Annotated in this window: 21 protein-coding genes; 15 read left to right on the forward strand and 6 right to left on the reverse strand. The window is 58.7% G+C overall.

What is annotated here, in order from left to right; all coding sequences use genetic code 11:
* Positions 1–118: 118 nt before the first annotated feature.
* Positions 119–871, reverse strand: coding sequence for a copper homeostasis protein CutC (gene cutC, locus AAF463_RS10865; RefSeq protein WP_101764150.1), 753 nt, complete (start codon positions 869–871; stop codon positions 119–121).
* A gap of 85 nt (positions 872–956) precedes the next feature.
* Here cutC and AAF463_RS10870 point away from each other — a divergent pair, with 85 nt between their 5' ends.
* Positions 957–2,096: a PatB family C-S lyase gene (locus AAF463_RS10870; RefSeq protein WP_350260716.1), complete on the forward strand. Its 1,140-nt coding sequence runs from the start codon at positions 957–959 to the stop codon at positions 2,094–2,096.
* On the opposite strand, the gene AAF463_RS10875 is transcribed toward AAF463_RS10870, so the two are convergent.
* Positions 2,093–2,653, reverse strand: coding sequence for a VOC family protein (locus tag AAF463_RS10875; protein WP_110866318.1), 561 nt, complete (start codon positions 2,651–2,653; stop codon positions 2,093–2,095). The two genes, AAF463_RS10870 and AAF463_RS10875, sit on opposite strands and share 4 nt — an antisense overlap.
* A gap of 311 nt (positions 2,654–2,964) precedes the next feature.
* Here AAF463_RS10875 and AAF463_RS10880 point away from each other — a divergent pair, with 311 nt between their 5' ends.
* From AAF463_RS10880 to aroQ, 6 genes are all read left to right on the forward strand, one after another.
* Entirely contained in the window at positions 2,965–3,087 is a 123-nt protein-coding gene (locus AAF463_RS10880; RefSeq protein WP_007889544.1) for a hypothetical protein, read from the forward strand.
* 170 nt (positions 3,088–3,257) lie between these two features.
* Positions 3,258–4,988, forward strand: coding sequence for an arginine--tRNA ligase (gene argS / locus AAF463_RS10885; protein WP_101764148.1), 1,731 nt, complete (start codon positions 3,258–3,260; stop codon positions 4,986–4,988).
* A 403-nt stretch (positions 4,989–5,391) separates the two neighbouring features.
* The gene (locus AAF463_RS10890) at positions 5,392–6,771 is read left to right on the forward strand and encodes an aromatic acid/H+ symport family MFS transporter (RefSeq protein WP_350260717.1); all 1,380 of its coding nucleotides are present in this window, start codon (positions 5,392–5,394) and stop codon (positions 6,769–6,771) included.
* Between the two features lie 18 nt (positions 6,772–6,789).
* Complete coding sequence (locus AAF463_RS10895; protein ID WP_137385951.1) at positions 6,790–8,049, forward strand: gallate dioxygenase; 1,260 nt, start codon at positions 6,790–6,792, stop codon at positions 8,047–8,049.
* Positions 8,049–8,888 (forward strand): amidohydrolase family protein, encoded by an 840-nt coding sequence (locus AAF463_RS10900; protein WP_217546400.1) that lies wholly within the window; start codon positions 8,049–8,051, stop codon positions 8,886–8,888. The genes AAF463_RS10895 and AAF463_RS10900 overlap by 1 nt, the downstream gene beginning before the upstream one ends.
* Entirely contained in the window at positions 8,885–9,316 is a 432-nt protein-coding gene (gene aroQ, locus AAF463_RS10905) for a type II 3-dehydroquinate dehydratase (protein ID WP_350260718.1), read from the forward strand. The genes AAF463_RS10900 and aroQ overlap by 4 nt, the downstream gene beginning before the upstream one ends.
* Here aroQ and AAF463_RS10910 read toward each other — a convergent pair whose 3' ends face one another.
* Positions 9,317–10,543, reverse strand: coding sequence for a LysR family transcriptional regulator (locus tag AAF463_RS10910; RefSeq protein ID WP_110866323.1), 1,227 nt, complete (start codon positions 10,541–10,543; stop codon positions 9,317–9,319).
* A 130-nt stretch (positions 10,544–10,673) separates the two neighbouring features.
* Between AAF463_RS10910 and galB the strand changes: the two genes are divergently transcribed.
* The 8 genes from galB to AAF463_RS10950 all read left to right on the forward strand — a co-directional run bounded on the left by galB (position 10,674) and on the right by AAF463_RS10950 (position 18,137).
* Positions 10,674–11,414 (forward strand): 4-oxalmesaconate hydratase, encoded by a 741-nt coding sequence (gene galB, locus AAF463_RS10915; protein ID WP_271459658.1) that lies wholly within the window; start codon positions 10,674–10,676, stop codon positions 11,412–11,414.
* Positions 11,411–12,124 (forward strand): 4-carboxy-4-hydroxy-2-oxoadipate aldolase/oxaloacetate decarboxylase, encoded by a 714-nt coding sequence (locus tag AAF463_RS10920; RefSeq protein ID WP_271459657.1) that lies wholly within the window; start codon positions 11,411–11,413, stop codon positions 12,122–12,124. Before galB ends, AAF463_RS10920 begins: the two co-directional genes overlap by 4 nt.
* Before the next feature lie 3 nt (positions 12,125–12,127).
* Entirely contained in the window at positions 12,128–13,216 is a 1,089-nt protein-coding gene (locus tag AAF463_RS10925; protein WP_280171773.1) for a 4-oxalomesaconate tautomerase, read from the forward strand.
* Between the two features lie 3 nt (positions 13,217–13,219).
* The gene (locus tag AAF463_RS10930) at positions 13,220–14,104 is read left to right on the forward strand and encodes a DUF1932 domain-containing protein (protein WP_350260719.1); all 885 of its coding nucleotides are present in this window, start codon (positions 13,220–13,222) and stop codon (positions 14,102–14,104) included.
* A 116-nt stretch (positions 14,105–14,220) separates the two neighbouring features.
* On the forward strand, positions 14,221–14,676 hold the full coding sequence (locus AAF463_RS10935; RefSeq protein WP_101764138.1) for a heme-binding protein: 456 nt from the start codon (positions 14,221–14,223) through the stop codon (positions 14,674–14,676).
* A 15-nt stretch (positions 14,677–14,691) separates the two neighbouring features.
* Entirely contained in the window at positions 14,692–15,219 is a 528-nt protein-coding gene (locus AAF463_RS10940) for a sugar dehydrogenase complex small subunit (RefSeq protein WP_110866329.1), read from the forward strand.
* Entirely contained in the window at positions 15,212–16,813 is a 1,602-nt protein-coding gene (locus tag AAF463_RS10945; RefSeq protein WP_350260720.1) for a GMC family oxidoreductase, read from the forward strand. Before AAF463_RS10940 ends, AAF463_RS10945 begins: the two co-directional genes overlap by 8 nt.
* 10 nt (positions 16,814–16,823) lie before the next feature.
* Positions 16,824–18,137, forward strand: a complete 1,314-nt coding sequence (locus tag AAF463_RS10950) for a cytochrome c (protein WP_350260721.1) — start codon at positions 16,824–16,826, stop codon at positions 18,135–18,137.
* Positions 18,138–18,182: 45 nt separating this feature from the next.
* Here AAF463_RS10950 and AAF463_RS10955 read toward each other — a convergent pair whose 3' ends face one another.
* Genes AAF463_RS10955 through flhB form a run of 3 tightly spaced genes read right to left on the reverse strand, consistent with a single transcriptional unit; the run spans position 18,183 to position 21,821 of the window.
* Complete coding sequence (locus AAF463_RS10955) at positions 18,183–18,590, reverse strand: flagellar protein FlhE (protein WP_110866332.1); 408 nt, start codon at positions 18,588–18,590, stop codon at positions 18,183–18,185.
* Positions 18,590–20,677, reverse strand: a complete 2,088-nt coding sequence (gene flhA, locus AAF463_RS10960) for a flagellar biosynthesis protein FlhA (RefSeq protein ID WP_101764133.1) — start codon at positions 20,675–20,677, stop codon at positions 18,590–18,592. Before flhA ends, AAF463_RS10955 begins: the two co-directional genes overlap by 1 nt.
* A complete protein-coding gene (gene flhB, locus AAF463_RS10965) occupies positions 20,670–21,821 on the reverse strand; it encodes a flagellar biosynthesis protein FlhB (RefSeq protein ID WP_101764132.1) in 1,152 nt (383 codons plus the stop codon). The genes flhA and flhB overlap by 8 nt, the downstream gene beginning before the upstream one ends.
* Positions 21,822–21,836 lie beyond the last annotated feature (15 nt).

Raw genomic sequence — 21,836 nt, forward strand, 5'->3', positions numbered from 1 at the left:
CACGCTATCTCCGCGGAAACTGCAGATAAAAAGAACCCCAGTTAGAAGAACTGGGGTTGGTACTTGCAAACATCACGTCATTTGAGCTGGCGTGCTGCGCGGCAAAATCGGGGGGAATTCAGGCTACCCGGACGGCGCTCAACTGCGTCATGCTTTTCATGGCTTCAACCACATCACCATCAACGCAATAGCGACTGAATTCATCGGTTTCCGCTTCGGAGCACATGGAAACACCGGCTTTACGGTAGCGCATCGGCGAAGCGACTAAACGGCTGGCGGAGCTGTGGACTTCCTGCAATCCACTGTCGATGAATTTCTGGATGTTGCTCAAACGTACGCCCGCACCGGCCATAATAATTGGACCTGTGCTGTGTTCATTTAGTTCCCTTAATAATGCAATTCCTGCTTCGGCACTCTGTTGCTGACCAGACGTCAGGATCCGCGCGATGCCTAAATCAGCCAGCACCTCAAGTGAGCGTTTCGGGCTGTGGCATAAATCAAAGGCGCGATGGAAGGTGACGTCCATGCCATCACACAGCTTCATAATCTGCTGCATACGAGCAATATCGACATGCGCATCTTCATCCAGCATGCCAATCACTAAGCCGGGAAAACCGAGTTCACGCATTAGCGCAACGTCCGATTTCATCGACTCAAACTCAAAGTGGGTGTAGCAAAAATCGCCGCCGCGCGGACGGACGATAGGATGTACCGGGATCGAAATTTCACGTCGTGCCGCTTCCAGCACGCCGGCTGAAGGCGTCAACCCACCTTCGCGCGGTGCACTGCACAGCTCCACGCGATCGGCACCGGACAGCTGCGCAGTCATTGCGCAGTCGATGCCGTAGCAACAAATTTCCAGTTTCGTCATACCATGCTCCTTCTCATGACTTCTGGCTCGGGATGAATGCTTCAGTTAGTCTACTTAATTGGACAGTTTACGTGGAACTCGCACTATGGCATTCGATTTTAATCAATGGATAGACCGTCGTCACAGCGATAGTTTGAAATGGCACAAATATGGTGATCGCGATGTGCTGCCGCTCTGGGTCGCAGACAGCGATTTTCGTTCGCCGCCGAGTGTGATTGAGGCCATTAAACAGCGCGCTGAGCACGGTGTATTTGGCTATGGCGCAACGCCAACCGGATTGATTGATATCACCCTTTCGCGTTTAGCGCAGCGCTACAACTGGCAGATTGAGCCGGACTGGATTGTGTTATTGCCCGGCGTGGTGTGCGGTTTGAATCTTTCGGTCCGCGCATTCACGGAGTCTGGCGAATCCACCGTTTCCCCGACGCCGATCTATCCGCCGTTTCGCGGTGCAGCAAAGCTGGCCAACCGCGCACAGGTAAATTTACCGCTGCGTTTACAAGACGATCGCTGGGTGATGAATCTGGATAATAGCGCGATGCAGGGCAATGAACGCCTGCTGATGCTGTGTAATCCGCAGAATCCGGGCGGCACGGTTTATCGTCGTGACGAGCTGGAAGCGCAGCTGGCGTTTGCGCAGCAGCATGATTTGATCGTCTGCTCCGATGAAATCCACTGCGATTTATTGCTGTCACCCGGCGCACAGCACATTCCCTTTGCGGCGTTAAGTGAAGATGCCGCACAGCGGAGCATCACGCTGCTGTCGCCGTCGAAAACCTTCAATATTGCCGGATTGGGCGCGTCGCTGGCGATCATTCCCAATCCGGAGTTGCGTGCGCGGTTCAAACGCGTGCGTGAAGGCATCGTGCCTGGCGTGGATATTCTGGCGTTGGTAGCTGCCGAAGCGGCGTGGCGCGATGGCGATGCATGGCTGGCAGCGCAGCTGGATTATCTGCGCGCCAATCGCGACTGGCTGGTGGCGCAGGTGAATGCACTGCCAGAATTGCAGATGGCCGCGCCGGAAGCGACCTATTTGGGGTGGATCGACGCCAGCAAACTGGATGTTGCCAATCCGATGGCGTATTTCGAGCAGCACGGCCTCGGTTTTTCACCAGGCCACGATTTTGGCGATGATAATTTCGTGCGCTTCAACTTTGGCTGTACGCGCGCCACGCTGGAACAGGCGGTCGCGCGTTTGCAAAAAGCGGTCGCGGCGCGGCGTTAAGCCTGCTCACTGGCGACAATCTCTTCCAGTCGCCATGGATGAAACTTAATGGTGGTTTGCCCGTCCGTCACCGCCAGCGTCGGATTGGGCAACCGCTCGTTCTCGCCTTTGGGCGCGCTGGTTTTAAACGAGATGCCCGGCTGTGTCAGCGCATCATCAGAAAGCAGCGCCATCGCCCGCATGCCCAGCGTTTCCGGTTCTCCACGCAGTACAATCTCTACATGTTCCCACCCTTCGTGGCGATACAGCTTTTCGCCTGGCCACGGCAGTTCAATCACATCAATTTGCCAGCCCGCCAGGTTCAGTGGCTGATGCAGTTTGAACAGGCAAATCGGGCGACCATTGATCATTGCCTCGGAAAACTGTGTGCCCATCTGCAATAAGCCAGATTTCCAGCGTTCTGCTGTTGCAAACTGGTGGCAGCGCACCGCGACGTGATCGGCTTCATGTTCAGCCAGGTTAATGCCTAAACGCTCAGAAAAATTCATCAGCGATTGTTCAAAACGCGCCATGTCTTGTTTTAAATCATCCAATTCCACAGGAAAGTGGGTCTGCATCATGCCTTACCTCTAATTCAGTTCAGGTTTACTAATCAATATGAAATTTGCTAACCGTTGATTCCGCTTGACAAAATTGTCGGATTCATCCGATTTAGGCGCCAAAAAGGCTAAAAACCGCATAAATAGACCATTCATTTCAGATTTATCACCTAATCAGGTCCAGCAGTTACTTTATGAAAGTAGGCTAAGTATATGTTTTTAATCATAATAGTTAATACAATGAGATAAATCTTATTTAAATTGCAAACAATTGCAGCTTGAAACCCTTTCTTATAAATTTGGGTTTCACAACTACAAGGAACGGCCTTATGTCTATGCTCATTGTTGTCGCAGTCCTGATTGCATTAATGGGATTTGCAATTTCCCGCCATTGGAAGGTGCGTGAAGACAAAAGCGTTAAAAATCCTCGTCGTCACCCGCGGCGCCGTTAATCGGCGCTGGGGGCCCGATGTTGCCTGTCATCAGATACCGAATAGCTGACTCACTTTAACATTTCACGTATACTTCCCCTCTTATTTTTCCGTCCCGCCGCGCAGTTGCGGGATGACGACATCGGCTCGCCGCCTACAGGCGGGCCTTTTCAGCATATGAAGGTAACGCGGTGAATATTCAGGCTCTTCTTTCCGACAAAGTCAGTCAGGCAATGATTGCGGCGGGTGCGCCTGCCGATTGCGAACCTCAGGTTCGCCAGTCTGCGAAGGTACAGTTCGGTGATTACCAGGCAAACGGCATGATGGCCGTAGCGAAAAAGCTCGGTCAGGCACCGCGACAACTGGCTGAGCAGGTGATTCAGCATCTGGATCTTAACGGCATCGCCAGCAAAGTCGAAATCGCCGGTCCCGGTTTTATCAATATCTTCCTCGATCGTGCATGGCTGGCGGCGCAAACCGCGCAGGCGCTGCAGCTGCCGCGTCTTGGCGTGAGTGCGGTTGCGCCACAAACTGTCGTGGTGGATTACTCCGCGCCTAACGTAGCGAAGCAGATGCACGTCGGTCACGTCCGCTCCACCATCATTGGTGATGCCGCAGTGCGTACGCTGGAGTTCCTTGGCCATAACGTGATCCGCGCCAACCACGTCGGCGACTGGGGCACGCAGTTCGGTATGCTGATTGCCTATCTGGAAAAGCAGCAGAACGAACATCACGAAGAGATCGCACTGGCTGACCTGGAAGCTTTCTACCGCGAAGCCAAAGTGACCTACGATGCCGACGAAGCCTTCGCCGAGCGCGCGCGTAATTACGTGGTGAAACTGCAGGGTGGCGACGAATATTGCCGCAGCATGTGGAAGAAGCTGGTTGATATTACCATGAGCCAGAACCAGCAGGTGTATGACCGCCTTAACGTGACGCTGACGCGCAAAGATGTGATGGGTGAAAGCCTGTACAACGACATGCTGCCGGGCATCGTCGCCGATCTGCGCGAAAAAGGCCTGGCGGTGACCAGCGAAGGCGCCACGGTAGTTTTCCTTGATGAGTTCAAAAACAAGGAAGGCGAACCGATGGGCGTGATCATTCAGAAGAAAGATGGCGGCTATCTCTACACCACCACCGACATCGCCTGCGCCAAATACCGTTTCGAAACCCTGCATGCCGATCGCGTGCTCTATTACATCGATTCCCGTCAGCACCAGCATCTGCAGCAGGCGTGGACCATCGTGCGTAAAGCCGGTTACGTGCCGGAATCGGTACCGCTTGAGCATCACGCCTTCGGCATGATGCTGGGTAAAGATGGTCGTCCATTTAAAACCCGCAGCGGCGGCACTATTCGCCTCGCCGATTTGCTGGATGAAGCGGTTGAACGCGCGCATGCGTTGGTCAGCGAAAAGAATCCAGAGATGTCAGCGCAAGAGTTGAAGGATCTGTCGGAAGTGGTCGGCATCGGCGCAGTGAAATACGCTGACCTGTCAAAAAGCCGCACCACCGATTACATCTTCGACTGGGACAACATGCTGGCCTTCGAAGGCAACACGGCGCCTTACATGCAATACGCCTACACGCGCGTGCTGTCGGTGTTCCGTAAAGCCGGCATTGATGCCGATAGCCTGAGCGGTGACATCGTGCTGACTGAAGAGCGTGAAGCGCAGTTGGCTACGCGTCTGCTGCAGTTCGAAGAAGTGATAACGCAGGTCGCACGCGACGGTACGCCACATGTGATGTGTGCTTATCTGTACGATCTGGCCGGTCAGTTCTCTGGTTTCTACGAACACTGCCCTATTCTCTCCGCCGAGGACGAGAACATTCGTCAGAGCCGCCTGCAGCTGGCCGCGTTAACCGCGAAAACGCTGAAGCAAGGTCTGGATACGCTGGGCATTAAAACCGTCGAACGCATGTAATACCTCTGGCGGAGAGCGCCACAAACGGCTCTCCGCTTACTTTCCCCCCTTTTTCCCCCTCTGACGAAATTCTGCTCTTCAGCCCGCTCTGAATAGCGCTTCTGCCGTGCCCAATACCCGCCATTCCTCAGCCTCGATACGCTTTCTCATTTTTCCGACACAGCTCACCAAATAAACAAAACTCATACCTTCATAACCATTTTATGGCAGACAAACTCGCACGCCATCCCTAATTTGGTTATGGAAGCAAGAACACAAAAACATGCAACAAGCTGTTTTAACAGCTAAAAACTATAAAACTTATCCCCTGCAATCGGGTTAAAGTGATGCCCCCGGCCAATGTCAGGGCAGAATAAAATCTCAACCCGATAACGTTATTAATAAAAAAATCAGAGCGTATCCTATGAGCAATCACGACATTATCGATGTAAAAGGCTGGATCGACGCCCGCCCGATCACCGGATACCAGTGGCTGACCCTCAGCCTGTGTTTCATCATCATCATGTTTGATGGCTACGACGCGGCAGCGATGGGTTTCATTGCGCCCGCGCTGATTGAAGACTGGGGCATCAGCCATGCGGAAATGGGGCCGATTCTCGGTGCCGCGATGTTTGGCGTGGCGATTGGCGCGCTGATTGCCGGTCCGTGGTCCGACAAATTTGGCCGCAAACGCGTGCTGCTGCTGTCGATTGCCGTCTTCGCCTGCTTCAGCCTGATGAGCGCCTTCGCGCGCACGCCGCTGGAAATGGGTGTGTTACGTTTTCTCACCGGTCTCGGTCTCGGTGCGGTGATGCCCAACTGCGTCACGCTGGTGTCGGAATATATGCCGGAACGCCGTCGCAGCCTGATGATCACCGTGATGTACAGCGGGTTTAATATCGGTTCCGGATTGGGCGGATTAATTGCCGCCGGCATGCTGCCACACTTTGGCTGGCAAGCGGTGCTGGGTTTAGGGGGCTTGCTGCCGCTGCTGATGTTGCCGCTGCTGCTGTGGCTGCTGCCGGAATCGGCGATGTATATGGTGGTGCGCAAAGTCAGTCGCGACAAGATTGCCGCCGTGCTCAAACGTCTGGGCGGCGAATTCTCTGCTGGCACCGCCTTTGTGCTCAATGCGCCAATCATCCCGAAAAAGGCGCAGGTGCTGCAGCTGTTCAGCCGCGGCTATGCAGGCGGCACGGTGGTGTTATGGCTCACCTACTTCATGGGGCTATTCGTCATCTACCTGCTTAACGGCTGGCTGCCAACCATCCTGCGTTCTGGCGGCGTAACGCTGGAGCGCGCGGCGATTGTGGCGGGCTTATTCCAGCTGGGCGGCACCTTTGGCGGCCTGATGGTTGGTGGGCTGATGGACCGTTTCAAAGCGAAATATGTTATCGCCCTGTTCTATCTGCTGGGCAGCTTCTGCCTGGTGTCGCAGGGCATCTGGAGCTTTGGCCCGAATGTGCTGGCGCTGCTGGTGTTCTTCGCTGGCGTCTGCATCAACGGTGCGCAAACCGGATTGCAGGCCTTCTCCCCGGCCTTTTATCCCACCGAAATGCGCGCCACCGGCGTGTGCTGGATGCACGGCATTGGTCGTAGCGGCGCCATTATCAGCTCGTCGCTGGGCGGCGTGCTGCTCGGCGTGTTCCCTGGGCAAACAGCCATTTTTATCGTTTTGTCGCTCCCGGCAGTTTTGGCGGCACTTTCCATCACCCGACATCACCCTGCACAGGTGGCCCGTCAGGTTAAAGGCATCGACCTTAACGACCTGCCGTCCCTGTCGCGTACCCTCAATAATCGATGAAGTAGAGGTCAAAAAATTATGGCTAAAATCATAGGCGGTTTAGCGGTTTCCCATACTCCCACCATTGGCTTTGCGGTTGATCACAATAAGCAGCAGGAAGGCGCATGGGCCCCGATTTTCGATGGCTTTGCGCCAATGCAGCGCTGGCTAGAGGAGAAAAAACCGGATGTGCTGCTGTATGTGTTTAACGATCACGTCACCTCCTTCTTTTTTGATCACTACTCGGCGTTTGTGCTGGGCATTGATGACGAATATGCCGTTGCGGATGAAGGCGGCGGCCCGCGCGATCTGCCGCCGGTAAAAGGCCATGCGGCGCTGTCACAACATATTGGTGCCAGCCTGATGGCGGATGAGTTCGATATGTCATTCTTCCAGGACAAAGCGCTGGATCACGGCCTGTTTTCGCCGCTGTCGGCGCTGGCACCGTGGCAAGGCGGCTGGCCGATGCAGGTGGTTCCGCTGGCGGTCGGCGTGTTGCAGTTCCCGATCCCGACGGCGCGTCGCTGCTATAAACTCGGTCAGGCGCTGAAGCGTGCGGTAGAGAGTTTCCCGGAGGATCTGAAGGTTGCGGTGGTCGCGACCGGCGGCGTGTCACATCAGGTACACGGCGAGCGCTGCGGCTTCAACAATCCCGAATGGGATGCGCAGTTTATTGATTTGTTGATCAACGATCCCGAGCGCCTGACCGAAATCACCCTGGCGGAATACGCCACGCTCGGCGGCCTGGAAGGTGCGGAAGTGATTATGTGGCTGATCATGCGCGGTGCGCTGTCGGCCAACGTCGAGAAACTGCATCAGGATTACTATCTGCCTTCGATGACCGGGATCGCCACGCTGATCCTCGAAAATCAGTCACGCGAAGCGCCGGTCGATGTGCACCAGCGTCAGCGCGATAAGATCAACCTGCAGCTCAGCGGCGTGGAAAAACTGCCCGGCACCTATCCGTTCACCCAGGCGCGCAGCCTGAAAGCGCTGCGCATCAACCGCTTCCTGCACCGCATGATTCAGCCAGAGTGGCGCAAGCGATTCCGCGAAGCTCCGCAGGCGCTGTATCAGGAGGCCGGGCTGAGCGCTGAAGAGCAAACGCTGATTACCCAGCTCGACTGGCGCGGCATGATCCATTACGGCGTCAGCTTCTTCCTGCTGGAAAAACTGGGTGCGGTGGTGGGCGTCTCTAACCTGCATATCTACTCAGCGATGCGCGGTGAAACGCTGGAACAGTTCCAGCAGACGCGCAATCAGCAGGTACTTTACTCGGTGGCGGGGAAAGCAGACTGATGTTTACGCAACCGGTCATCGACTGCCATCACCACGTTTTTGATCCAGTACACTTTCCCTGGGCGCCCGAGAGCGCCTATAACCCGGACGGGCACGAGCTGGCGACGCCGGATTACTATCGTGCCGTGATGCAGGCGTACAACATCCGCCACTCGCTGATTGTAGGCCCGACGTCGGGATATAACACCGATAACCGCTGCCTGCTGGATACCATCAAGCGCGGTGAGGGCCGTTTCAAGGGCATTGCCGTCACGCCGCGTGACGTGGATAGCGACACGCTCGCCAGCCTGAAAGATCAAGGCATCGTCGGCATTGCGCTTAACGTGGCGATGCTGGGCACCGAGCCATTTATTCAGCTTGATGCCCTGATGGGCAGGCTGGCGGAGTTAGATCTCTTTGCCCAGATTCAGGTGCAGAACGACCAGCTGCTGGCGCTAATGCCGCTACTGTCACGCACCCGCACGCGTTTGCTGATCGATCACTCCGGTCGGCCAGACGTCAGCGCGGGCGTAGCTCAACCGGCCTTTCAGGCGCTGCTGTCGCTGGCCGGCCAGCAGCGCACCAGCGTCAAGCTCTCCGGGCTGGCGAAATTCTCCCGGCAGCCATATCCCTTCAGCGATGGACATCCCTATTTGCTGGCCTTGCTGGACGCTTTCGGCGCGGAAAACTGCATGTGGGGTTCGGACTGGCCCTTCCTGCGCGCCAGTGAACGCATGGATATGGGCACGCAGCTATTGCTGATCGAACAGCTGATCCCCGATGAAAAGAGCCGCCGTCAGGTGCTTTGGCACACGCCACAGCGGCTCTTTGGTTTTACTGAATTACAGGAGTCACGATGAGAACCATCTATGTACTGAACGGCCCGAACCTCAATCTACTGGGCACCCGCGAGCCAGAAACCTACGGTTCCGACACGCTGCAAAGCGTCGAAGCGCTGTGCCGCGCAACGGCGGAAGAGCTGGGCGTGACGATTGAGTTTCGCCAGACCAACCACGAAGGGGAAATGATTGAGTGGATTCAGCAGGCGCGTCTCGAAGCGCAGGCGCTGGTGATCAACCCGGCAGCGTGGACGCACACCTCGGTGGCGATCCGCGATGCGGTCACCGGCGTGGCGTTGCCGTTGTGGGAAGTGCACATCACCAACGTGCACAAGCGTGAGCCGTTCCGTCATCACTCCTATCTTTCCGACGTCGCACAAGGCGTGATCTGCGGCTACGGCATTCGCGGTTACCGCTATGCGTTGATGGAAGCGGCGCGCGCAGGTTGATTATTGGTCCTGCCCGCACACTTCACGCAGGCAGCGGATCAACGCATCCGCTGCCGGTGAGTGCAGACAGCCCGCACGCACCGTCAGCCCGATAGCGCGATCGGTATCCGGCAAAGGCACCGGCAACGCCACCAGCGCGCCGGACGCCAGTTCCACTTCCAGCTGGTGCGCGGAGACCGCCGCCAGCATATCCGACTGCATCAGCAAGCCGCGCACCAACGCCAGATCGCCGGTCTCCACCACCGGATCGGGTGCCGGAATGCCCATCGCCTGAAAACTGTTATTCAACAGATAACGCGCTGGCGTGGCCGAACGCGGCAGCACCCAACGCGCCGCGCGCAGATCATCGGTAGAGAGCTCACGTCCCACCAGCGGATGATCGTGACGCGCCAGCAGCACCATGCGTTCGGAGAACAGCGTCTCGCGCGTGACGTCCAGCGCATCTTCATCGCGGCGCAGCGCGCCAAAAATAAAATCGATATCGCCCGCGCGCATTTCCGAGGCCAGCACGCCAAAGGCGCTTTCACTGGTGACCACGCGCACGCCCGGATAGCGCGCCGTCAGCATCACGATCGCCTGCGGCAGGATACGTGTGCGTCCCAGCGGCAATGCGCCCACGCGCACCGTTCCCTCGAGTATCCCGCTGCGGGCAGCGATATCGGCCGGAATGTGGCGCAATTCATTCAGCGCACGCCGCACGTTGGCTTCGATTTCACGTCCGGCCAGCGAAGGCATCATGCCGTGCGGCGTGCGCTCCAGCAGCGCGATGCCCGCGCCGTTTTCCAGCACGCGCAGCGCGGCGCTCACCGCCGGCTGGCTCAGTCCGAGACGCGCTGCTACCGTCTGCATATGCCGCGTCTGACACAGGGTGATAAAAATTTGCAGCCGACGCACGTTAAACAGCCACAGCGGTTCCGCATCGCTACGCTGCGCACCGCGTCCCTGCAATTTAGCCAGCCGCTGCGGCACCTGATGCAGTTCCTCAATCGCCCGCAGCGCACGCGGCAGCACACATTTACCGAAGTCAGTCAGCATCATGCCGCCGGCGTGACGTTCAAATAGCGTGACGCCTAACGTGAGTTCCAGGTCGCGAATAGCGCGGGTAATGGCCGACTGGGTGCGAAATAATTCATCCGCTGCCCGTGAGACACTGCCTTGTGCTACCACCTGACTAAATGCCCTGATTTGCATCAGATTTGTCAGCTCCTGCGTGCCCTTTTCCGCCATCTTTCCCTGCCTGTTTTTACCACCGTTCGATGTCGCAATATAAATAAAACGCATACCCGCTGCAATGAAATGAATTATCGCCGCCAGGTGGGCAGTGACAGCATGGAAAAAAACAGCGGAGGAGTATGCCATGACTAACAACACCCCAAAAAAAACCGCGCTGGTGGTCAGCGCTCACTCAGCAGATTTCGTCTGGCGCGCCGGCGGTGCCATCGCGCTGCACCATGCGCAGGGCTATGACGTTCACGTTGTCTGCCTCTCATTTGGTGAGCGCGGCGAATCGGCCAAGCTGTGGCGCAAGGGGGAAATGAGCGAGGCGAAAGTCAAAGCCGCCCGCCGCAGCGAGGCGCAGGCCGCCGCCGAGATCCTCGGTGCCAGCATTGAATTTTTTGATCTCGGCGATTATCCGCTGCGTGCCGATAAAGAAACCCTGTTCCGCCTCGCGGACGTCTATCGCCGGGTGCAACCGCACTTTGTTCTGACCCATTCCTTGCAGGATCCCTACAACTACGATCACCCGCTGGCCACGCATCTGGCGCAGGAGGCGCGCATTATCGCCCAGGCCGAAGGCTACCGTCCGGGCGAAAAAATCGTCGGTGCGCCGCCGGTGTACTGCTTCGAACCGCACCAGCCTGAACAGTGCAACTGGAAGCCGGATGTGCTGCTGGATATCACCTCAGTGTGGAACAAAAAATATCAGGCGATTCAGTGCATGGCCGGGCAGGAACATCTGTGGGAATACTACACGCGCGTAGCGCAGCAGCGCGGTGTGCAGGCCAAGCGTAACGTCGGCATTACCACCAGCCGCGAGATCATTTATGGCGAAGGTTATCAGAGCATCTTCCCGCGCGTAACGGAGGATCTGGCATGAGCATCATCGCGAAAAAAGGCGTCGCGGTGCGCCACATCCCGCGTGCGGCAGCCACCGATATCGACGCGCTGGCGCGCTTTGGCGTCGCCACCGTGCATGAAGCGCAGGGGCGCAAAGGCTTGCTCGATCCCGCCCTTCGCCCGATTCAGCAGGATTGTGCCATCGCGGGCAGCGCGGTCACCGTGCTGGTCGCACCCGGCGATAACTGGATGTTTCACGTCGCGGTGGAGCTCTGCCAGCCGGGCGATGTGCTGGTGGTCGCGCCGACCTCGCCGTGCAGCGACGGCTTCTTCGGCGATCTGCTGGCGACCTCGCTGCAGGCGCGCGGCGTGCGCGGGCTGGTGGCGGATGTCGGTGTGCGCGATAGCCGCACGTTGCGTGAGATGGGCTTTGCCGTCTGGTCGCGTACGGTATATGCGCAGGGCACGGTGAAAGAGACGCTCGGCTCGGTGAATGTGCCGTTGGTGTGTGCCGGGCAGCTGATCTGGCCGGGTGACGTTATCGTCGCCGATGACGACGGCGTGGTGGTGGTGGCACGCGATGAAGCTGCCAGCGTGGCGGCCAAAGCGCGTCAGCGTGAAGAGCTGGAAGAGAGCAAACGCCTGCGTTTAGCGGCCGGTGAGCTGGGCCTTGATATCTATCAGATGCGCCCGCGCCTGGCGGAAAAAGGACTGCGCTATCTCGACACGCTCGATCAACTGGAGGAGTAAACCATGCGCCAGCGTCGCATTCCCTGCTTACTGATGCGCGGCGGCACCTCCAAAGCCGCCTGCTTTCTGGCACAGGATCTGCCAGCCGAACCGGCGGCCCGCGATCGGGTACTGCTGGCGGTGATGGGTTCGCCCGATATCCGTCAAATTGACGGCCTCGGCGGGGCCGATCCGCTCACCAGCAAAGTGGCGATCGTCAGCGCTTCACACCGTGACGATGCCGATGTCGATTACCTGTTTGCCCAGGTCAACGTCGATCAAGCCCGCGTCGATTACGGGCAAAACTGCGGCAATATCCTCGCCGCCGTCGGCCCTTTCGCCGTCGAACGCGGGCTGGTCAAGGCAGGCAGCGAACGCACCCGTGTGCGCATTTTTATGCAGAACACCGGGCAGATTGCCGAGGCGGTGTTCGCCACGCCCGACGGTGAAGTCGACTATGACGGCGACTTACGCATTGATGGCGTACCGGGCAGCGCAGGCGAGATCGCCCTCACCTTCAAAGACATTGCCGGTTCGAGCTGTGGCGCGCTGCTGCCAACCGGTCAGCCGCGCGATCGTTTTGATGGCATCGACGTCACCTGCATCGACAACGGCATGCCGGTGATCCTGGTGCGTGCAGCTGATGTCAATCGCAGCGGCTATGAAAGCCGCGACGCGTTAGATAACGACAGCGAGCTCAAGCAGCGGCTGGAGTCGATCCGCCTGCAGGCCGGGCCGCGGATGAATTTAGGGGATGTCAGCCAGCGTACGGTGCCCAAAGTCACGCTGCTGGCCGAAGCGCGTCACGGTGGCGCCATCAGCTCACGCACCTTTATTCCACACCGCTGCCACGCCTCGATTGGGGTGCTTGGTGCGGTGAGTGTCGCCAGCGCCTGCCTGATCCCCGGCAGCGTCGCCGACGGACTGGCACGCACCAGCCAGCAACCTCAACAGCGCCTGAGCGTGGAACATCCCAGCGGAGAATTCAGCGTGCTGCTGCAGCGCGAAGGCGATAACCCGCTGGCGGGCTGCGGTCTGTTGCGCACCGCGCGTGCCATTTTCGTCGGTGAAGTCATGATCCCGGCGGCGGTCTGGCCCTTCAGCAAGGAGTAATTGATGAACATCACCTTTATCGGTTTTGGCGAAGCGGGCGGCATTCTCGCCCATGATTTACAGGCGCAGGGCAATGCGGTGACGGTATGGGATCGCAAAGCCCTCGCGGTAGAAACCCTGCCCGCGCTGCAGCAAAAAGCGCAGCAGAGCGGCGTGCGGCTGGCCGCTTCGCTGGCGGATGCATTACAGGACGCCGCGCTGGTGTTCTCCACCGTTACCGCGTCGCAGGCCCTCAACGTGGCGCAGCAGGCAGCAGCGCTGTTACAGGCCGGGCAGCACTTTCTCGATCTCAACTCGGTGGCACCGCACACCAAACGCGCCGCGGCTGAAGTGATTCACGCTGCGGCTGCCAGCTATATCGACGTGGCGGTGATGGCGCCGGTGCCGCCTAAGCGGCTGGCGACGCCGCTGCTGATTGGCGGCGCTCAGGCTGCACAGGTGCAGCCGCTGCTGCAACAGCTGGGCCTCAACAGCCGCCTGCTGGGTAGCGAAGTGGGTGAAGCTTCAGCGATTAAGATGTGCCGCAGCGTGATGATCAAAGGCCTCGAGGCGCTGACCACCGAATGTTTGAGCGCGGCGCGCCAGTATGGCGTAGAGCAAGCGGTACTCGACTCGCTGCACGCCAGTTTCCCGTCGCTGGGCTGGGACGATCAGCTGCCGCACTACCTGATTAGCCGCGTGGCGGAGCACGGCCAGCGACGCGCCGAAGAGATGCAGGAAGTGGTGAAAACTCTGCAGGACGTCAAGGTACCAGCCGCCATGAGCGCAGCGATTGTTGCCACGCAGCAAGGGCTGATTGATGCGTTAAACGTCCGCTCTCTGCGCTATCAACAACTGACGCCGTTCGTCTGGCAACAGACGCTGGATAAGATCTATCCACCTCAATGAGTTATACGCATAGAGGTATGCGTTTTGTTTATCGGCAATTGTTTACATTTTTGCAACAGCGTAGCGTAAGCGAGACGAGAAGCAGGTTTTAAAACAATAACTATCGGAAGCAAAACATGAAGATTAGAGCATCTGTCGCCCTTTCCCTGCTGCTGGCAGCGGGTATTGGCCAGGCCAGCGCCGCCGCGCTGGACGCCAGCCACACCAACCAGGTAATGACCAGCGTCAAAAACAGTATCAGCGCGCAGCACAGCACCGGCTGTGTAGCGGTGGTTGATGCCAGCGGTACGCTGCTGGCCTTCCAGCGCCTTGACGGCGCATCGCCGGGCTGCGTCGATGCCGCCATTGGTAAAGCGCGCACCTCGGCGCTGTATCACGCCCCTTCCCTGAAATTTATGCAGCGTCTGCAGAGCGGCGAAACCACGGTTCTCGCCATCCCGCACGCGGTGGCGCTCGGCGGCGGTTTCCCGCTCACGCTGCAGAATGAAGTGGTCGGCGCGGTTGGCGTCAGCACGCCCAAACAGGATCTGGATAATCAGGCTTCAGAGGCAGCCGCTCAGGCGCTGAAATAACTTTCGGGGATTTCCATGATGACTCTTTCACGCCGCCGGTTGCTGACCGGCACGGCGGGCCTGTTGGTGGCTGGCGTCCTGACGCAGGCGCTCCCCGGCAGCCTGGCTTTCGCCTCGCCACCGCTGGCCGCCGCAGTGGCACCGTCCGCCAGTTTTACTGCGATTTCCGTCCGATTAACCGGACTGGACCAGCCGGATGCCCTGCTGGCGCAGCGCCTCTACAGCTGGCTGCACGCACATTTTCCGCAGCTGGACAGCCAGCTTGATACGCTCAGCGCGCTACTGCAGCAGCAACCTGCCGCCAACGGCAGCAGCCTGCTGGCGCTGCTGAGTACCCAACCCAAAGCCCTCGACGATCTTTATCAGGCGCTGGTTTCCGGCTGGTATCTCGGCGTTGTCGGCCCGCTGCCGCGCCCGCAATGTATCGCTTTTGAGAATATCGTCAGCTATCAGCTGGTGCGTGATTCCCTGTTACCACCGAGCTACGCGCCGGGGCAACCTAACTTCTGGACGCAGCCGCCTGCAAGGAGAGCACATGTCTGATTCATTAAGCGCCGACGTGGTGGTGATTGGCGCCGGCATTGCCGGTTCACTGGCGGCGCTGAAGATGGCCAAAGCAGGCGCTTCGGTATTGATGCTGGAGTCCGGCCCGGAGATTAAGCGCGATCAGGCGGTGGAGTATTTCCGCAACTCGCCGTTTAAGGGCGACTTCACCGAACCGTATCCGCCGCAGCCGTGGGCACCGCAGCCTAAATTCATTCCCAGCGATAACAATTACCTGATTCAAAAAGGCCCGGATCCCTATCGCGCCCAATATCTGCGCGGCACCGGCGGCACCACATGGCACTGGGCTGGACAAGCGTTCCGCCTGTTGCCGAACGATATGCGCATTCAGTCGCTGTACGGCATTGGCCGCGACTGGCCGATCAGCTATGACGAGCTGGAACCCTATTACTGCGACGCCGAATACCAGATGGGCGTGTCCGGTGACAGCGATCTGGCTTCGCCGCGTTCGCGCCCTTATCCGTTGCCGGGCATTCCGCTGCCGTATGGCTTCGATCGTCTGAAGCAGCGACTCGGTCCGCTGGGTTATGAGGTGGGCATTGGTCCGCAGGCGCGTAACAGTATCGCCTATGACGGTCGCCCGGCCTGCTGCGGCAACAACAACTGCATGCCGGTTTGCCCGATCGATGCGCAGTACCACGGCGGCATCGCCGCGCGTAAGGCGCTGGATGCCGGTGTCAAAATCGTCACCAATGCGGTGGTGTTCCGCATTGAGGCTGACGACAAAGGCACCATTCAGGCGGTGCACTATCTCGATCAGAACAAAGCGCGCCATCGCGTCACTGGCAAACAGTTTGTCCTGACCGCCAACGGTATCGAAAGCCCGAAAATCCTGCTGCTCTCCACCAGCGATCGCTACCCGGACGGCATCGCCAACAGTTCCGGCATGGTGGGCCGCAACCTGATGGATCATCCAGGATCGTCGGTAGAGTTCTACGCCGATGAGCCGGTGTGGTTTGGCCGTGGGCCGATGCGTCCTGGCAGCATCAACAATATGCGCGACGGCGATTTCCGTGGTGAGCGCTCGGCGCTGCGTATCGACCTCGCCAACACCTCGCCGGTGCGTTATCTCACCGAACGTCTGGTGCGTCAGGGCTATTACGGCAAGGCGCTCAACGACAAGCTGGCCTTCCAGGCTGAGCGTTTTGTTCAGCTCAAGTGCCTGCTGGAGATGCTGCCGGAGCCGCAGAACCGCGTCACGCTGAGCAAAACCGAGAAGGATGCCTGGGGCATTCCCCGCCTCGAGGTTTACTACCGCTTCCCGGACTACGTGCATCGCGGCTACGACCAGTCGATGATCGACTTCCAGCGCATGGTGAAAGAGATGGGCGGCACCGAGGCGGTCTACAGCAAACGCGGCGTCTACGACAACAACCAACACATCACCGGTACCATGATCATGGGCAGCAATCCGCAGGATTCGGTGGTGGATGGTCACTGCCGCACCCACGATCACCCGAACCTGTTTATCGCCGGCACCGGCATTATGCCGTCGGCCTCGACGGTCAACTCAACGCTGACCGGAACCGCGCTGGCGCTGCGTATGGCCGATAGCGTTCTGGCAAGCTTGTAAGGAGCACCCGATGAAACCTGTATTGATTCAGGCCGCTATCGCGGTGGTCCTGATGCAGTGCGCCGTGGCGCAGGCGGCAGACAATGCCGCTCAGATTAAGCGCGGTGAATATCTGGCGCGCGCCGGTGACTGCACCGCCTGTCATACCGCCACCAACGGCCTGCTGTTTGGCGGCGGCTTTGCGGTCAGTACGCCTTTCGGCCAGATCTGGGGCAGCAATATCTCCTCTGATAAGCAGTACGGTATCGGTAGCTGGAGTGACGATCAGTTCGTTGCTGCGGTGCGCGACGGCATTGGCAAAAACGGCGAGCAGCTCTATCCAGCGATGCCGTATGACTCCTTTACCAAAATGAAGCGCGACGATGTGCTGGCAATCAAAGCCTATCTCATGTCGATGCCGCCGGTGCATCAGGCTTCACCGCAAACCGACCTGCCGTTCCCATTCAACCAACGCTGGGGCATGCGCTTCTGGAAGTGGTTTAACTTCGATAAAGGCGAATTGCAGAACGATACGCAGCAGAGCGCGCAGTGGAATAACGGCCGCTATCTGGTTGAAGCGCTGGCGCACTGCGGCACCTGCCATACGCCGCGTAATCTGACCATGGGCATGGACAACGATAAAGCATTGGCCGGCGGCGATCTCGGTGGCTGGATGGCGTACAACATCACACCCGATAAGCAGGCAGGCATTGGTGACTGGAGCCAGCAGCAGCTGGTGACCTACCTGAAAACCGGCTTTGTCGCCAACAAAGCCAGCGCCTCCGGGCCGATGGCCGAAGCGATTGAACACAGCCTGCAATATCTGCCCGAGAGTGATCTGCAGGACATCGCCACCTATCTGCGCAGCGTTAAGCCGCAGCCGGACGCGCAACAAGCCCGCGCGCGTGACAGTTGGGGACAACCTTCCACCGCGCTGATTGCACTGCGCGGCGCCGATGAGGCGACCCGCCATGCTCAGCCCGGCGCGGTGGTATTTGCCGGTAACTGTGCCAGCTGTCACGGCGCGGAAGGTGCGGGATCGGGCAGCGGTTTCCATGCCTATCCATCGCTGTTCCACCACACCAGCACCGGCGCGGCAGATGCGCTGAACGTGGTATCGGTGGTCCTCAACGGTGTGCATCGCCATATGCGCGAGGGAGAAGTCTTTATGCCGCCTTTTGCGCCTGAGCTGAGTGACCAGCAGGTGGCGGATGTCAGTAACTTTGTTACCCAGCAGTTTGGTAATCCGGCGGCGGCCAAAGTAAATGCGAAGCAGGTGAAAGGGTTAAGAGAGGATGCAAAACTGGCTTCACCCCCAATTTACGGTCAGGGAGATAAGCCTTAATCCATGCACTCGGCAGCGCAGGGCGCGTCGCCGAGGTAACACGCGTTACTGATAATTCACCGTCACTTCACTGCTCACCACGCGTAAGCCGGGCGGCAAGGCGCCCTTCCCCTTAAAGCCAAATGCAAGATGCAGCGTCTCTTCCGCCGCCACGTTGGCTAAGCCGCGCGTACTGCCGCTAGCGCCTTCAATCTCGACACAACGATCGCCCGCACATAAGCGCACCACCAAACCCGAGGGCGCAGGACGGCTTAGCTGATAACGCCAGTACACCAGCGAAATATTGCCCGGCGCGCTGGAAGGCGCACGCAGCGCAGGCGTCATCAGCCAGTTACCGCGCACGCCAAGGCTTGGGCCGCTGGCGTTGGCTGTCCAGGCACCGCTGGACGCATCAACAGCCAGCGGCAGCGCCATCAACGGCATCATCATTACTGCCCAGCACCAGCGACGCATTACTTGCCTCCAATGGTGGCGGTCATGCGGATTTGACGGTTATCGGTCAGCTCCATATTCGACAGCACAATCAGCTGCGGCAGATTGCGCCGCAGGAAGCGTGCCAGCAACGCACGCAGCGGATGATTGACCAGCAGCACCGGCGGCGCGCCTGCCATCTCTTGCTGCTGCAGTGCGCCTTGCGCCTGCACCAGTAAGCGATCTGCCAGACCTGGCTCGAGTCCACCGCCACCTTGCAGCGCCTGCAGCAACAGGCGTTCCAGCGTGGCATCCAGGCCGATCACCTGCACTTCGCCGTTGCCCGGGAACCACTGTTGGGTAATCGCCCGTCCCAGCGCCACACGCACAACGCTGGTGAGCTCTTGCGGATCGTTCTGCACCGGCGCATGTTCCGCCAGCGTTTCAATAATGGTGCGCATATCGCGAATCGAGACGCGCTCGGTCAGCAGGTTTTGCAGCACTTTGTGCAGCGTAGTCAGCGTGATGACACCCGGCACCAGATCTTCGGTCAGCTTCGGCATCTCTTGCGTGACGCGATCCAACAGCTGCTGCGCTTCCTGACGGCCAAACAGCTCGCTGGCGTATTGGCCAATCAGGTGATTGAGGTGCGTCGCCACCACGGTGCTGGCTTCCACCACGGTAAAGCCCTGAATCTGCGCCTGCTCTTTCAGGGCGCTGTCGATCCAGATCGCCGCCAGACCAAAGGCCGGATCGACGGTTGGCTCGCCCGGCAGGGAACCAGCGGCGGTGCCAGGGTTGATCGCCATCCAGCGGCCCGGATAAGCGTCGCCGCTGCCAATTTCTACGCCTTTCATCAGGATGCGGTAACGCGCGGGTGGCAGCTCCATGTTGTCACGGATATGCACCACCGGCGGCAGGAAGCCCACCTCTTGTGCCACCTTCTTACGAATACTGCGGATACGCCCCAAAAGTTCGCCGTTTTGCAGGTGATCGACCATCGGAATCAGGCGATAACCCACTTCCATACCGAGCGAATCTTCCAGCTGCACATCGGTCCACGACGCTTCCACCGTGGCCGGCGTTTCCTGGGTTTTCACCAGACTGGAGGCTTCTGCCGGTTTCTTCGGCTGCATTTCGCGACCGCGTAACCACCAGGCAAGTCCTAATAGCGCAGCGGTAAACAGCAGGAACACCAGGTTTGGCATGCCCGGCACCAGGCCGAGCAAACCAATCACGCCGCCGCTCAGCATCAGCACGCGCGGGTTCTTGAATAGCTGCGTTACCATCTGCTCGCCGACGTCCTGATCGGTGCCCACGCGCGTTACGATGACACCGGCGGCGGTGGAGATCACCAGCGCTGGAATCTGTGCTACCAGGCCGTCACCGATGGTCAACAGCGTGTAGGTTTCACCGGCGTGACCGAGATCCATGCCGTGCTGCACCACGCCGACCAACAGGCCGCCGATGATGTTGATCACCATGATCAGGATGCCGGCGATGGCGTCACCACGAACGAACTTACTCGCACCGTCCATTGAGCCGTAGAAATCGGCTTCCTGCGTCACTTCGGTACGGCGTTGCTTGGCTTCCTGTTCGCCAATCAAGCCGGCGTTGAGGTCAGCATCAATCGCCATCTGCTTACCGGGCATCCCATCCAGCACAAAACGCGCGCCGACTTCGGCAATACGTCCCGCACCCTTGGTGATAACCATGAAGTTGATGATAACGAGGATGATGAACACCACGATACCGATGGCGAAGTTACCGCCAACGAGGAAGTGACCGAAGGCTTCCACCACGCGTCCGGCCGCATCGGCGCCGGTATGGCCCTCCAACAGAATGATACGGGTTGACGCAACGTTCAGCGCCAGACGCAGCAGCGTCGAGAACAGCAGAATGGTCGGGAAGGCGGCGAACTCCAGCGTGCGCTGGGTGAACATTGCCACCAGCAGCACCATGATCGACAGCGCAATGTTAAAGGTGAACAGCAGGTCAAGAATGAATGCGGGTAACGGCAGCACCATCATCGACAAGATCAACATGATCAGTACCGGGCCCGCCAGCACTTGCCATTGCGTGTCTTTAAAGTTGCCCGGTAAACGCAGCTTCTCGGCTAAATTAGCCATCGTTAGTGTTCTCTCCTGCAAAGTCCATGTCTGCCGGAACCGGCAGGTTTTTTGGTTTGTTTGGAATCAGGCCGCCTTCGCGCTTCCAGCGTCGCAGCTGCCAAACCCAGGCCAGCACTTCCGCTACCGCGCCATACAGCGCGCCGGGGATGAACTGACCAATTTCGGTGTGTCGATACAACGCACGCGCCAGCGGCGGTGCTTCAAGAATCGGGATGCGGTGCTCTTTGGCGAGCTCACGAATCTTCAGGGCGATATCGCCCGCGCCTTTGGCCACCACTTTGGGCGCGCTCATCTTGCCTTCCTGATACTTCAGCGCCACCGAGTAGTGCGTCGGGTTAGTGACGATAACGTCGGCTTTCGGTACATCGGCCATCATGCGACGGCGTGCCGCCGCGCGCATCGCCTGGCGAATACGCCCTTTAACGTGCGGGTCGCCTTCGTTCTGTTTATGTTCGTCGCGGATCTCCTGGCGCGTCATCTTCAGCTTTTTGAAGTAGCTGTAGAGCTGCCAGAACACATCAAAGCCCACCATCGGGAACAGGCCCAGCATGATCAGCCCACAGCAGGCGGCGATCATCGACAAACCATGATGTAGCGCGTTGATCGGCGATTCGCTCATCAAACGCAGCATCTCTTCCCAATGGCTCCAGATGTACCAACCGGCCACCAGCCCAACCAGCACCGCTTTCATGATCGATTTCACCAGCTCTGCAGCGGTTTGGCCGGAGAACATGCGGCCAATACCGGTGAGCGGGTTGAGCTTTTTGAGATCGAACTTAATGGATTTGCCGCTGAAGTTAAGGCCGCCCAGCGCCATCGGCCCGGCAATCGCCACCACCACTAAGCCGCCCATCAGCGGTAGCAGCGCGATCACCGCCTGCTTAATCAGGCTGCCGATATGACCAATGATCACTTTGTCATCGTTCACCATGCCGTGATCAAAACGAAATCCGGTGGCGACCATGCTGGCCAGACGCTCCGCCATGCTGTTGCCGCCGACCCACAGGATCAGCAATCCAATCAACAGCATCATCACTGAAGTCAGCTCGCGCGAACGCGGAATCTGCCCCTCCTCACGCGCTTTTTCAAGTCGGTGGGGCGTGGGCGATTCTGTTTTGTCCTCGTTACTCTCTTCAGCCACGACTTACCTCAGCTG

The organism is Pantoea sp. BJ2 (assembly GCF_040255075.1).
Lineage (GTDB): Bacteria > Pseudomonadota > Gammaproteobacteria > Enterobacterales > Enterobacteriaceae > Pantoea > Pantoea leporis.

Excerpts from the sequence above, each read along its gene's own strand:
- cutC (WP_101764150.1), bottom strand. The coding sequence starts at position 871 with ATGACGAAACTGGAAATTTGTTGCTACGGCATCGACTGCGCAATGACT.
- AAF463_RS10870 (WP_350260716.1), top strand. The coding sequence starts at position 957 with ATGGCATTCGATTTTAATCAATGGATAGACCGTCGTCACAGCGATAGT.
- AAF463_RS10875 (WP_110866318.1), bottom strand. The coding sequence starts at position 2,653 with ATGCAGACCCACTTTCCTGTGGAATTGGATGATTTAAAACAAGACATG.
- AAF463_RS10880 (WP_007889544.1), top strand. The coding sequence starts at position 2,965 with ATGTCTATGCTCATTGTTGTCGCAGTCCTGATTGCATTAATGGGATTT.
- AAF463_RS10890 (WP_350260717.1), top strand. The coding sequence starts at position 5,392 with ATGAGCAATCACGACATTATCGATGTAAAAGGCTGGATCGACGCCCGC.
- AAF463_RS10895 (WP_137385951.1), top strand. The coding sequence starts at position 6,790 with ATGGCTAAAATCATAGGCGGTTTAGCGGTTTCCCATACTCCCACCATT.
- AAF463_RS10900 (WP_217546400.1), top strand. The coding sequence starts at position 8,049 with ATGTTTACGCAACCGGTCATCGACTGCCATCACCACGTTTTTGATCCA.
- aroQ (WP_350260718.1), top strand. The coding sequence starts at position 8,885 with ATGAGAACCATCTATGTACTGAACGGCCCGAACCTCAATCTACTGGGC.
- AAF463_RS10910 (WP_110866323.1), bottom strand. The coding sequence starts at position 10,543 with ATGGCGGAAAAGGGCACGCAGGAGCTGACAAATCTGATGCAAATCAGG.
- galB (WP_271459658.1), top strand. The coding sequence starts at position 10,674 with ATGACTAACAACACCCCAAAAAAAACCGCGCTGGTGGTCAGCGCTCAC.
- AAF463_RS10920 (WP_271459657.1), top strand. The coding sequence starts at position 11,411 with ATGAGCATCATCGCGAAAAAAGGCGTCGCGGTGCGCCACATCCCGCGT.
- AAF463_RS10925 (WP_280171773.1), top strand. The coding sequence starts at position 12,128 with ATGCGCCAGCGTCGCATTCCCTGCTTACTGATGCGCGGCGGCACCTCC.
- AAF463_RS10930 (WP_350260719.1), top strand. The coding sequence starts at position 13,220 with ATGAACATCACCTTTATCGGTTTTGGCGAAGCGGGCGGCATTCTCGCC.
- AAF463_RS10935 (WP_101764138.1), top strand. The coding sequence starts at position 14,221 with ATGAAGATTAGAGCATCTGTCGCCCTTTCCCTGCTGCTGGCAGCGGGT.
- AAF463_RS10940 (WP_110866329.1), top strand. The coding sequence starts at position 14,692 with ATGATGACTCTTTCACGCCGCCGGTTGCTGACCGGCACGGCGGGCCTG.
- AAF463_RS10945 (WP_350260720.1), top strand. The coding sequence starts at position 15,212 with ATGTCTGATTCATTAAGCGCCGACGTGGTGGTGATTGGCGCCGGCATT.
- AAF463_RS10950 (WP_350260721.1), top strand. The coding sequence starts at position 16,824 with ATGAAACCTGTATTGATTCAGGCCGCTATCGCGGTGGTCCTGATGCAG.
- AAF463_RS10955 (WP_110866332.1), bottom strand. The coding sequence starts at position 18,590 with ATGCGTCGCTGGTGCTGGGCAGTAATGATGATGCCGTTGATGGCGCTG.
- flhA (WP_101764133.1), bottom strand. The coding sequence starts at position 20,677 with ATGGCTAATTTAGCCGAGAAGCTGCGTTTACCGGGCAACTTTAAAGAC.